Source organism: Microbacterium wangyouchuni (genome assembly GCF_051546305.1).
GTDB lineage: Bacteria > Actinomycetota > Actinomycetes > Actinomycetales > Microbacteriaceae > Microbacterium.
Window position 1 is genome coordinate 117,086 of sequence record NZ_JBPTMA010000002.1, and the last position, 12,151, is coordinate 129,236.

General features: G+C 66.1%; 10 protein-coding genes. 8 read left to right on the plus strand and 2 right to left on the minus strand.

The annotated features are described in order from the left end of the window. The first annotated feature begins 46 nt into the window (after positions 1-46). The 5 genes from ACSS7Z_RS03910 to ACSS7Z_RS03930 all read left to right on the plus strand — a co-directional run bounded on the left by ACSS7Z_RS03910 (position 47) and on the right by ACSS7Z_RS03930 (position 5,676). Positions 47-1,378 (plus strand): cell division protein PerM, encoded by a 1,332-nt coding sequence (locus tag ACSS7Z_RS03910; RefSeq protein ID WP_438253174.1) that lies wholly within the window; start codon positions 47-49, stop codon positions 1,376-1,378. Between the two features lie 9 nt (positions 1,379-1,387). Next, the gene (gene purN / locus ACSS7Z_RS03915) at positions 1,388-1,969 is read left to right on the plus strand and encodes a phosphoribosylglycinamide formyltransferase (RefSeq protein WP_438253175.1); all 582 of its coding nucleotides are present in this window, start codon (positions 1,388-1,390) and stop codon (positions 1,967-1,969) included. Positions 1,970-2,003: 34 nt separating this feature from the next. After that, positions 2,004-3,611, plus strand: a complete 1,608-nt coding sequence (gene purH, locus ACSS7Z_RS03920) for a bifunctional phosphoribosylaminoimidazolecarboxamide formyltransferase/IMP cyclohydrolase (protein ID WP_438253177.1) — start codon at positions 2,004-2,006, stop codon at positions 3,609-3,611. A 65-nt stretch (positions 3,612-3,676) separates the two neighbouring features. Then, the gene (locus ACSS7Z_RS03925; protein WP_438253178.1) at positions 3,677-5,176 is read left to right on the plus strand and encodes a DNA-3-methyladenine glycosylase 2 family protein; all 1,500 of its coding nucleotides are present in this window, start codon (positions 3,677-3,679) and stop codon (positions 5,174-5,176) included. Continuing rightward, positions 5,173-5,676 (plus strand): methylated-DNA--[protein]-cysteine S-methyltransferase, encoded by a 504-nt coding sequence (locus ACSS7Z_RS03930; RefSeq protein WP_438253179.1) that lies wholly within the window; start codon positions 5,173-5,175, stop codon positions 5,674-5,676. Before ACSS7Z_RS03925 ends, ACSS7Z_RS03930 begins: the two co-directional genes overlap by 4 nt. Here the strand turns inward: ACSS7Z_RS03930 and ACSS7Z_RS03935 are convergent. Then, a complete protein-coding gene (locus ACSS7Z_RS03935; protein ID WP_438253180.1) occupies positions 5,668-6,123 on the minus strand; it encodes a hypothetical protein in 456 nt (151 codons plus the stop codon). The two genes, ACSS7Z_RS03930 and ACSS7Z_RS03935, sit on opposite strands and share 9 nt — an antisense overlap. Positions 6,124-6,384: 261 nt before the next feature. Here ACSS7Z_RS03935 and ACSS7Z_RS03940 point away from each other — a divergent pair, with 261 nt between their 5' ends. Both ACSS7Z_RS03940 and ACSS7Z_RS03945 read left to right on the plus strand, forming a co-directional pair. After that, positions 6,385-8,256, plus strand: a complete 1,872-nt coding sequence (locus ACSS7Z_RS03940; protein ID WP_438253181.1) for an ABC transporter ATP-binding protein — start codon at positions 6,385-6,387, stop codon at positions 8,254-8,256. Beyond that, the gene (locus ACSS7Z_RS03945; RefSeq protein WP_438253182.1) at positions 8,253-10,067 is read left to right on the plus strand and encodes an ABC transporter ATP-binding protein; all 1,815 of its coding nucleotides are present in this window, start codon (positions 8,253-8,255) and stop codon (positions 10,065-10,067) included. Before ACSS7Z_RS03940 ends, ACSS7Z_RS03945 begins: the two co-directional genes overlap by 4 nt. A gap of 95 nt (positions 10,068-10,162) precedes the next feature. On the opposite strand, the gene ACSS7Z_RS03950 is transcribed toward ACSS7Z_RS03945, so the two are convergent. Then, positions 10,163-11,002, minus strand: coding sequence for an endonuclease domain-containing protein (locus tag ACSS7Z_RS03950; RefSeq protein ID WP_438253183.1), 840 nt, complete (start codon positions 11,000-11,002; stop codon positions 10,163-10,165). A gap of 239 nt (positions 11,003-11,241) precedes the next feature. On the opposite strand from ACSS7Z_RS03950, the gene ACSS7Z_RS03955 reads away from it, so the two are divergent. Beyond that, positions 11,242-12,150, plus strand: coding sequence for a hypothetical protein (locus tag ACSS7Z_RS03955; protein WP_438253184.1), 909 nt, complete (start codon positions 11,242-11,244; stop codon positions 12,148-12,150). The last annotated feature ends 1 nt before the right edge of the window (position 12,151 follow it).

Here is a 12,151-nt window from a genome sequence, read left to right on the forward strand (position 1 = left end):
GCGTCCCCGCGAGGCAGTCAGGTTCTCGTCGTAGTCTCATGGAGTCATGCAACGCCTCCTCGTCGCGATTCTCGCCGCCGTCGACGCTGCCATCGCGGCGGCCGTCGGCCTCGCCGTGCTGCTCGCTCCGCTGACCCTGCTGTGGACTCTCGCGTTCGGAGTGACCGCCCAGTGGGGTGCGCTCTGGCCCGTCACTGGGACGCTCTGGCAGTTCGGCCACGGGGTGCCGATCAGTATTGCGATTCCGGATGCCGTCACCGCCGCCGTCGGTATCGCACCGGAGGCCGCGAACTTCGTGCTCTCACTGACGCCGCTGGCGTTCCTCCTCTTCACGCTGCTGTTCGCGGCCCGCTCCGGTGCCCGGGCTGCGCGATCCGGTGCCTGGATGCTGGGCGTGATCGCCGGGTCCGTCGCATTCGCTCTGATCGCAGCAGCGGTGGCTCTGACATCCAGGGCGGAGATTGCTGAGACGCCAGTGGCGCTCGCGATCCTGCTGCCCGCGGTCGTCTACGTCATCGGTACCGTCTTCGGCGCCGTCCGCTACGCCTGGCGAGAGGGCGACAACGGCCTGATCGACCGCTTGCACGACGCCGTCGACAGCTGGGGAGACTGGGGTGTCGTGCCGGTCGAGGCTCTTCGGGGCGCAGCCGCGGTGCTCGTCGGACTCACCGGTGTCGCCGGCCTCACTGTTGCGGTGGCGGTTGCCACGCGCGGGGGAGAGGTCGTCGCCCTTTTCGAAGCCGCGCGCGTCGATGCGACCGGCGCCACCGTGCTCACCCTCGGTCACCTCGCCTACCTTCCGACCATGCTCGTCTGGGCACTGGCCTGGATCGCTGGCCCCGGATTCTCGGTGGGGGTAGGCACTGCCGTATCGCCGGCGGGCACGGAACTCGGTGTTGTTCCGGGCCTGCCGATCTTCGGTCTGCTGCCGGAGGGCAGCTCGTTCTGGATGCTGATCGTCGTGCTGCTGCCGGTTGCCGCCGGCGCCTTCGCCGGCTGGATCATCCGATCCCGGCTCGTTTGGGAAGACGTGGCGCACGCGATCGCCCCGCGGGCTGTGATCGCGGTAAGCACCGCGGCACTGACAGCAGCGGTCACCGCTGTCGCCACGATGCTGGCATCCGGATCGATCGGACCAGGCCGGCTCGCGGAAACCGGACCGAATGTCGGAGCGATCACGCTGGCTGTGGGCATCGAAGTACTCATCGGTGCTGCGATCATGCTGCTCGCTCCCCGGCATCGGGACGAGCTCGCCGAGGAGCGCACCGATCGCTGGGTCGCCGAGATGGGCGCTTCGCCGACCTCGGATGCCGCCGACACCCAGCCGTTGGATGAGCACGGTTTCTTCGCGGACGGCAGTACTCCCACGCCCCGGTAGACTGGCGGGGTGCTCACGGTCGCCGTTCTCATCTCAGGCTCCGGCTCGAACCTCCGGGCTCTGCTCGAAGCTGCGAGCCACCCTGATTTTCCGGCCCGAATCGTCGTCGTCGGAGCGGATCGCGACGCCGAAGGGCTCGCGCACGCCGAAGCCTTCGGCATCCCGAGCTTCACCGTTCCGTTCCGTTCTTTCGACAACCGCGAAGCGTGGGGCGAAGAACTCGCTCGTCAGCTCGACGTCTGGACACCGGACCTCATCGTCCTCAGCGGTCTCATGCGCCTGCTGCCCGCGGCCCTTGTCGCGCGGTACGCGCCGCAGATCATCAACACCCATCCCGCATATCTGCCGGAGTTCCCCGGTGCCCACGGCGTTCGCGATGCGCTTGCCGCCGGAGTCACCCAGACCGGCGCCAGCGTCATCGTCGTCGATGACGGCGTCGACTCCGGGCCCATCCTCGCCCAGGAACGTGTTCCGGTGCAGGAAGATGACACCGAGCATGCCCTGCATGAACGCATCAAACCCGTCGAACGACGCCTGCTGATCGACGTGGTGCGCCGCGTCGCGACCGGCGAGCTCGTTCTGACTCATTGACCCCCGAACGTCCACAGCACGAAGGAGCACTCTTATGGCCGGTCCGAGCCACGATTCGTCCCTGTACCGCGAACGCGATGTCGTCGAGATCAAGCGTGCACTGGTTTCGGTGAGCGATAAGACCGATCTGCTCGTGCTGGCCGCGGCTCTCGCCGACGCCGGCATTGAGATCGTGTCGACCGGATCGACTGCGGCAACGATCCGCGACGCCGGCCACGAGGTCACCGACGTCGCCAGCGTCACCGGTATTGCCGAGATGCTCGATGGTCGTGTGAAGACGCTGCACCCCAGCATCCACGGCGGTCTGCTCGCTGACCTGCGTCTCGAGGACCACGAGCGTCAGCTCACCGAATTGGGCATCGCCCCGTTCGAGCTCGTCGTGGCGAACCTGTACCCCTTCGTGGAGACGGTCGCCTCCGGCGCCAGCGGCGACGACGTCATCGAGCAGATCGACATCGGTGGTCCCGCCATGGTGCGCGCCGCGGCCAAGAACCACGCCAACGTTGCGATCGTCGTCTCTCCGGAGTCGTACCCGGCGATCATCGAGTCGATCGGGGCCGGGGGGACCACCCTCACGCAGCGACGTGAGCTCGCCGCGCGTGCCTTTGCGCACACCTCGTCCTACGACACGGCTGTGGCCGCCTGGTTCGCCGAGCGCACCCTCAACGAGGGCGGCGAACTGCCTGAGCACCTCACCATCAAGGCCGAACGCCTCTCGACCCTCCGCTACGGCGAGAACTCCCACCAGCGCGGCGCCATCTACACCCGTGTTGGTGGCCACGGCATCGCGCAGGCCGTGCAGCTGCAGGGCAAAGAGATGTCGTACAACAACTATGTCGACGCCGATGCTGCGCTGCGCGCTGCGTTCGACATGGTCCTTCCGGCCGTCGCTATCGTGAAGCACGCGAACCCGTGCGGTATCGCGACCACCGCGCCCAACGCGCTCGACCCGATCGCCAGCGCCCACCTGCGTGCACACGAGTGCGACCCGGTGTCGGCGTACGGCGGCGTCATCGCCACCAACGGCACCGTGACGCTGAAGATGGCCGAGAACCTCAAGGACATCTTCACCGAGGTCATCGTCGCCCCGTCGTTCGAGCCGGCAGCACTGGAAGTATTCAAGGCGAAGAAGAACCTGCGTCTGCTGCAGTTGCCCGATGACTGGCAGCAGGAGCGCATGGACGTGCGACTGGTCTCCGGCGGCCTGCTGCTGCAGGACGCCGACCGCTTCCCCGACGACATCCTCTCGGTGGCGAAGAACTGGGAGCTCGTCTCCGGTGAGCGTCCGGATGACTCGGAGCTGGAGAACATGATCTTCGCGTGGAAAGCCTGCCGCGCGGTGAAATCCAACGCGATCGTGCTCGCCAAGGGCAACGCGACTGTCGGTGTCGGCATGGGCCAGGTCAACCGTGTCGACTCGTGCCGCCTCGCGGTGGAGCGGGCCGGCAACCGTGCGGCTGGGGCTGTTGCGGCATCCGACGCGTTCTTCCCGTTCGCTGACGGTGCCCAGGTGCTCATCGATGCCGGTATCACCACGATCGTGCAGCCTGGTGGATCCGTGCGCGATGACGAAGTCGTCGCGGCGGTTAAGGCAGCGGGCGTGACCATGTTCTTCACGGGGGAGCGGCACTTCTTCCACTGATCCGCGGGCACAGTCGTGTCCGATTTCCGCGAGCCATCGGCGTGGGGGCGTGTCAGAGTGGAGGCATGGCATTCCCGACGATGAGTTTCGACGAGCGGTACCGTGCGATCGACGCACGGGACATCCGCTTCGACGGTCAGTTCGTCACCGCCGTGCACACCACGGGCATCTACTGTCGGCCCTCATGCCCCGCGCGTACCCCGAAGCGCGAGAACGTCAGCTTCTATCCGACGAGCGCAGCCGCACACGAGGCCGGGTTCCGCGCTTGCAAACGGTGCCTTCCCGAAGCTGCCCCGGGCTCGCCCGCCTGGGACCTGCGCGGTGACGTTGCCGCGCGGGCGATGCGTCTCATCGCCGACGGGGTAGTGGAACGCGAAGGCGTATCCGGTCTGTCCGCCCGCCTCGGGTACTCTTCCCGTCACCTCACTCGGCTGCTGACCACCCAGCTCGGTGCCGGACCGCTCGCCCTTGCCCGTGCGCATCGTGCTCATAATGCGCGGATGTTGCTGGTCGGCACGGATCTTCCCATCTCGGACATCGCGTTCTCGGCCGGGTTCGCCAGCGTCCGCCAGTGCAACGACACGATTCGTGAGGTGTTCGGGCTGACGCCGACTGAGCTCAGAGCGCGTCGCCATCCGGCAAACGCCATCGGAGTACCCGCACTCGGTGAGATCGACCTTCTCCTTCCGCATCGTGAGCCGATGGATGCCGCCGGCATCTTCGCCTGGATGAACGCACGAGCCATCCCCGGAGTGGAGACGAGCACGGCGACCTCGTTCGCGCGCAACCTGCGGATGGCAGGGGGGCCTGCGTGGTTCGAGGTGCGACAGGATGAGACCGGTCGCCTGCGCCTTCGGGCTCGTGTCGCACACCTCAGCGACCTGGCGCCTCTCGTCTCGACAGCTCGGCGGATCTTCGACCTCGATGCTGACCCTGTCGCCGTCGACTCCGCACTCTCCGCGCATCCGCTGCTTGCTCCGCTCGTCGCCAGAGTCCCTGGCATCCGCGTGCCCGGCGCCGCTGATCCGCATGAAATGCTCATCCGGGCGATGGTGGGCCAGCAGATCACCGTCGCCGCCGCACGCACGGCGCTGACGGCGCTCGCCGAGGCTCTCGGAGAGGCTGCAGCAAGCCCCGCAGCCGATGACGGCCCCGGCCTTCTCTTCCCGACCATGGCGGCGATCGCCGAGCACGGTGCCGAGGTGCTGCGCGGGCCCGCAGCGCGCATCCGTGCGATCACCGGTGCTGCCGCAGCACTCGCGGACGGTTCCTTGACGCTCACCGTCGGCGACGATCGCGTCGCTCAGCGCGAGGTGCTGCTCGCCAGGTCGGGCATCGGACCCTGGACCGCTGACTACGTCCGGATGCGCGTGCTCGGCGACCCCGATGTCTTCCTGCCCGGCGACGTCGCTGTTCGTGCCGGGGCAGCGGCTGCTGGCATCCCGTCAGACCCTGCCCCGCTCACGGCGTGGGCAGAACAGATCGCGCCCTGGCGCAGCTACTTCACCGCGCACCTGTGGCGGGCGGCCCCCGTGCGAACCTCCCAACGAAAGGCCGACTCATGACCGCGTTCATTGAGACTCTCCAGACCCCGGATGGCGCATTCACCCTGCTGGTCGACGCACGGCAGCACGTGCTCGCGTCCGGGTGGACACACGACCATGTCGCAATCCTGAATCGTCTGCCCGAACACGCACGACCCACCGCGGTGCGCGAGCACGATACGGATGCGGCATCCATCGTCCGTGCGTACTACGACGGGGATCTGGCGGCGATCGATTCCGTCGCCGTACGTCAGATCGGCACGGGACTGCAGCAGGCGGGGTGGGAGGCTCTGCGGCGAATCGCACCGGGCGAACCGCTCACCTACACATCCTTTGCCGCAGCCCTGGGCAATCCGCGCGCGGTGCGCGCTGCGGCATCCATCTGCGCACGCAATGCTCCGGCGCTGTTCGTCCCTTGCCATCGCGTGCTGCGCTCGGACGGCTCGCTGGGCGGTTTCGCTTGGGGGCTGCCGGTGAAACAGAGTCTGCTGGCGCGCGAGCGGGAGTTCAGCTCACGCTGACGTCGGCTGCGGTGCGGGCGCTTCCTCATCGATGTCGCTGATGAACGCGACCGCGGCATAGATGAGCTTGGAGAAGTCGACCACCTCGTCACGCATAGCGGTGTTATCGACGACATACGCGAGCATGACCGGAAAGTCCTTCATCCCGGCGTGCGGGTGCGCACCGGCGAGACGTGCCGCGAACACGATTCCGAACACGCGCAGGTCGACGGTGCCGTCCTCGTGAATCGTGATCAACTGGGGATCTGCAGCATCCGGATTCACGCCTGCTTCGCCGAGCGCCGTCAGCGACGTGCGGTAAGTGAGTGCCTCATCGAGCACAGCGAAGAAGTAATCGGTGCGATCCGGCCCCGATGCCTGACGAAGCAACCGCGCTTCAGCGGGCAACTGTGCCGCCAGATCTTCGGGCCCGATGTCGATGCTTTCAATGCGCAAACGAGAACTCATGTGCTCAGCCTAGGGGCGACAGAAAATACTGCTTGCCTTCAGCAAGCTCACAGCCATAGGCTGGAGGGCTGTCGCGCAGACCGGGCGACGATGTCGAGCTTGAGGAGGACACCATGATTTCGATCGCCATCGCGCCGATCACCGTTCTGGGCTCGAACCTGGCTGGTCTTCCCCGCTAGCACAGCCGCGTTTCTCCCGGGGGTTTGCACACCACAGGTGTGCCCCGCTCCTTCCCTTCCGCAACTCCACTCATTGAGAGTCATGTCTTCCTCGTCGTCATCGCAAAGATCATCCGCTTCGCTGTCCACCCCCGCCGCCCTGTGGCGGCTCAAGCCATTCGTCCGTCCCGTCATCTGGCGTCTCGTCGGGGGCGCGGCCAGTGCGCTCGGCGCGGCCGTCATCGCGCTGATGATCCCCATCGTGCTCGAACAGATCGTGCGCGGACCGATCGAGTCCGGTGACGTCAACCTCATCGCGCTCGGCGCTCTCGCCGTTCTTGCGCTCGGAATCGGTGAGGCCGTGATGGTGTGGCTTCGCCGCTGGTTCATCCTCAAGCCCTCCACCGAGGTCGAGTTCCAGATGCGCTCCCAGCTTTACTCGCGCCTGCAGAGACTGCCCGTGGCCTTCCACGATCGGTGGCAGTCGGGTCAGCTGCTCAGCCGCATGATGCAGGACATCGGCCTCATTCGTCGCTGGTTGGCTTTCGGTTTGATCCTGCTGGTCGTGAACATTCTCACGATCGCCATCGGCTCGGTACTGCTGTTCCGTTGGCACTGGCTGCTGGGGGTTATCTTCCTGGTCACGGGCATCCCGATGTGGATTCGCGGCTACCTGTTCGAAAAGCGCTACGGCGTACTGACCCGCCGCAGCCAAGACCAGGCGGGAGACCTGGCCACCAGCGTCGAGGAGAGCGTGCATGGCATCCGGGTGCTCAAGGCGTTCGGCCGCGGCAAGCACGCGCTGAATCGCTTCACCGGGCAGGCAGAAACCCTGCGGGAAACCGAGATGAGCAAGGCGCATTCGGTGGGCGGGCTCTGGTTCTTCCTCGACCTGATGCCGCAGATCGCTTTCGGGGTGAGCCTGATGTCGGGAATCTGGCTGATCTCGCAGGGGATGATCGAACTGCCGGAGCTGTTTGCGTTCTTCGCGATGGCGACCGTGCTGCGGTGGCCGATCGAGTCGATCGGGTTCCTGTTCTCGTTCATGCTGGATGCCCGAACCGCAACCGACCGCGTGTTCGACATCTTCTCCGAGGAGAACAGCATCACCGACCCGGACAACCCGGTGCACATCGACGAGCCGCGCGGTGAGCTGGTGTTCGAAGCAGCGCACTTCCGCTATCAGGATGCCGGTGCTGCAGAGCGCGACCTGCTCGACGGGATCGACCTGGTGCTGCGACCTGGCGAGACGATGGCGCTGGTGGGACTCACCGGCAGCGGCAAGACCACGCTGACGACGTTGCCCACCCGCCTGTACGACGTGACCGGCGGGCGCGTGCTGCTCGACGGCGTCGACGTGCGCGACCTGCCGCTGGCAGAGCTGCGCCGGCACATCGCGATGGCGTTCGAAGACGCGACGCTGTTCTCCGCATCCGTTCGGGAGAACGTGCTGCTGGGGCGCGCCGAACTCGATATCCACAGTGCGGAGGGCGAGCGCGTGCTGCGTGAAGCCCTCGACGTCGCGCAGGCGAGTTTCGTGGACTCCCTGCCTGACGGCGTGGAGACCGTGATCGGGGAAGAAGGCCTCAGCCTCTCGGGAGGCCAGCGTCAGCGGCTCGCCCTGGCGCGTGCCGTCGCCGCTGCACCCAAGGTGCTGGTGCTCGATGACCCGCTGTCGGCACTGGACGTCGACACCGAGGCTCTTGTCGAAGAAGCGCTGCGTCATGTGCTCGCCGAGACCACAGCGATGATCGTGGCCCACCGGCCTTCCACCGTGGCGCTCGCCGACCGGGTGGCGCTGCTGGAGAGCGGCCGCATCACCGCCGTGGGAACGCACTCCGAGCTGCTGAAGACCAGCAGACACTACCGACATGTGATCTCCAGTCTGGAAGCAGAAGAGGCAGCGCGCACTGGAGCGATCCCGATCATCACCGATGAGGACCTCGCAGCGACCGAGAAGGAGGTGCAGGCATGAGCGCCGCACTGACGGGAACACAGGATGAGGACCGTTCCAACTACACGCGAGAAGAGAGTAAGGCGATCCGCCGGCGTTCGCTGCGGCTGCTCGGTTCGCTCGTGTCTCCGCTGCGCGCGCAGATCGTGCTCGCAGCATCCGTGCTGGTGATCTCGACGGCCCTGCAGGTCGCAGGCCCCATCCTCATCAGCGTCGGGCTGGACTGGGCGCTGCCGCAGGTGCTGAAGAACGCGAACTGGATGCCGACATTCACGATCGGGTTCATCTACCTGTTCGCCGGTGCCGCTGCTGCTGCACTGATCGGCTGGTATGTGGTCGTGGCCGCGCGCATCACCCAGGCAGTGCTCATCGATCTGCGCAAGCGAATCTTCCTGCACACGCAGCGACTGAGCCTGGAGTTCCACGAGACGTACACGTCCGGGCGCATCATTTCGCGCCAGACGAGCGACCTCGATTCGATTCGTGAACTGCTTGACGGTGGTCTGAACAACCTCGTCTCTGGTGTGCTGTTCGGAGCGTTCACCTTCATCGCGCTGATCGTGTGGGACTGGGAATCGGGCGTGATCCTGCTGCTGGCGGGAGTGCCGCTGTTCTTGCTGATGCGCTGGTTCTACTCGCGCTCGCAGCTGATCTTCCGGGAATCGCGGGTCATCAGTGCCCGGGTCATCGTGCAGTTCGTGGAGACCATGACCGGCATCCGCGCGGTCAAGGCGTTCCGCAAGGAGCCGCGAAACGATGTCGCCTTCCAGAAGGTCGCCGGTGACTACCGGGATGTGAACCGTCGCTCGATGCTGCTGTTCGGCACGTTCGAGCCCGGGCTGATGGGCGTGGCCGCGCTCACCCTCGGACTGGTCGTGCTGTGGGGCGGCATCCGTGTCGCCGATGGTGCGCTGACGGTTGGAGTTCTGCTTTCTGCAGTTCTGTACGTGCGCAACTTCTTCGCGCCCATGCAGGAGATCGCGATGTTCTTGAACTCCTACCAGTCCGCCACCGCGGCGCTGGAGAAGGTATCCGGTGTGCTCGACGAGGTGCCGACGGTTCCGGACCCCGACAAGCCCATCGACCTCTGGGAATCACGCGGACACGTCAACTTCGACGAGGTCACCTTCGGATACTCAGGGGAGAAGACCATCCTGCCGAACTTCTCACTCGACATCCCGGCCGGGCAGACGATCGCGCTGGTGGGGACCACCGGTGCCGGCAAGTCGACGCTGGCGAAGCTCATCTCGCGGTTCTACGATCCCACCGTCGGGCGTGTGACGCTGGACGGTGTCGATCTGCGCTCGCTGCATCCGAAGGATCTGCGCCGGGCCATCGTGATGGTCACGCAGGAGGCCTACCTGTTCAGCGGTACGGTCGCGGACAACATCGCGCTCGGAAAACCGGATGCCACCCTGGAAGAGATTCAGACGGCAGCACGTGCGGTCGGTGCGGATGCGTTCATCTCGGCGCTTCCGGACGGCTACAACTCCGATGTGAACAAGCGCGGCGGTCGCGTGTCGGCGGGGCAGCGTCAGCTGATCTCGTTCGCAAGAGCGTTCCTCGCCGATCCCGCAGTGCTGATCCTCGATGAGGCCACGGCATCGCTCGACATTCCGTCGGAGCGGCTCATCCAGGACGCCCTGCAGACGCTGCTGGCCGATCGAACAGCGATCATCATCGCGCACCGGCTGTCGACAGTCGCCATTGCCGATCGGGTGCTGGTGATGGAGCACGGGAAGATCATCGAGGATGACACGCCTGATGCGCTCATCCGCGGCACCGGCAAGTTCGCGCAGCTGCACGCCGCGTGGCAGCAGACGCTCGTCTAGCAGCCTCTAACTTTGGCGGGGCAGAGGAACTTTGGCGGCCACATCTTCGGATGCTGGCCGCCAAAGTTGCAATTGACCGTAGAAGTTGGCTGCTATCAGGCGGGGCGCAGGTGCAGACCGCGTGCGATCGCGCCGGCAATGGTGGCTTCGACATAGGCCCAATCATGAATGACCTGCGCATAGGTGAAGCGCAGGACGGTGTAGCCGCGCAGACGCAGCTGAGCATCGTGCCTGACATCACGGGTGCGATCGGCCGAGGAAGAGTGAAACGCGAACCCGTCGAGTTGGACGACCAAGTGCGTGCCGATCAGCACGTCGACGTTGTGTCCTGCCAGTCGAACCTGCTGTCTGATCGGGACTCCCCACGTGCTCAGTCGTACGACGAACACGGTCTCCAGCCCCGAGTCGGACAGGCCGGTGACCGCATTCGCACACGCGCGGGACGCGGCATCCGGCCAGCGGACAGTGCGCAACGATTCCGGGTCGAGCCGTTCGGCTTTGGCCGCGGATTCCCAGACGGACACGGCATCCTCGTAGGTCAAGCACTGCGCGAGATGGGCGAGTGCATCTTCTATGGATGCTTCAAGCACGCGGTTTCCGCGATCCACGAGCGGCTTGGCCCAGTGCAGAACGGCGTCCGCAGTCAATCGGTGCGCGTTGGTCCCGACGTGCAGATGAAGCCGGGCCGAGGCTCCGTCTGGAATCCACCAACCGCGCTGGCGAGCGAGGGACAGACAGGTCAGTCGGCCGGTAGCCGCGGCGGCCGCCACCAGCTCGCGCGGAGCCGAAGCCAGCGCGATCCAGCTCGCGCGGATGCGGCCGACGCGCCCCGCCCGAATAGCTGCGCGGACATGGGGCGGCGAGAACCCTGCCGCACGAGCATCCGCTCGATGGCCGATGCCGTTGCGGTCGCTGAGCCAGGTGATCAGATCCATGTGAACACCGTGGCGTGTGCGACGCGTTCGGCGTGGTCGCGCAAGCGCGAACGGTGGACAAGTCGCCCGAGGCAGGAACTGTGCAGGAAGAGTGGAGGTGCAAGTTCGGCGGCCGGGAGCAACTTCTGCGGAGACATTACGGGTTTATGGCCGCTGAAGTTGTGACGGGCCGCGGAAAGGGAGCAGCTTACTTCACGGGCGCAGGGGATTGCGGGGAATGAGGTGACTACGATGAAGGAGTGATCGGAGTGGTGGCGCTGGCAGCGGACGGATGGTGGATCGCGCCAGCCGTCGCGGCCGGAGCCGGAGCAGCGACCGCAATCGGTATGCGCGGGCGTCGCAGCAGCGTGGAGCGGAGGCTGGCTCATGACGCGGCTCGACGAGACCTGAAAGAGGCGCAGCTCGAGGTCGGTGAGCACCGTCGGGCCGTGAAAGTCGCGCGGGCCGAGCACTCCAGGGCGATTGCCGAACGCTCGGCATCGCGGGCCAGCAGTGCCGATGTCGCGAGCTCTCGCCGGATGCTGAAACAGGCCGAGCAGAATCTGAAGGTGGCGGCAGCGGATGTGCGCGCTCGGCGGGTCCACGTCAAGGTCGCATACGCGGAGATTCCGCCGACGTCTGCACGTGAGCGCTATCCGCTGACGAAGTTGTACCGCGCGCATGACGCCGTGCTCGCGCGGTGGATGGATTATGAGACCGATCCTGCCAAGCTGATCGCCTATCCCGCCATGAGCGATGGCAAGGAGCCGGCGACTTCGGCTTTTCTGACCGCTTCACAGCAAGCGAGCGAGCTGCGTGCGTCGCTCAGCCCTCGTGTCACCACGGCGGAGTTCTCGGCCTATCGTGATGCCGTCGCACACCTTGAGCGTGCCTTCGACGTGGCTGAGCACACAGCGAAGGCACGCGCGAACGGTGTGGATCCGAATGCGGGACAGGCCTGGCAGGATGCCGCGCAGCAGGTGTTCGTACGGTCAGCGGAAGCTTTTGACAAGGCTGCTGGTGCGGCAGCATCCGCTTTCGCAGCCTGGAACGAGCGGCGTCCGGCTAAGGATCGCTCGGCCGATGAATCCCGGGCCGAGACCGACAGCAGCACGGCGAAGCCGGCGCGGCGGCGGCCCGGCAAAGACGAGACGCCGCCGCAGCCGTAGC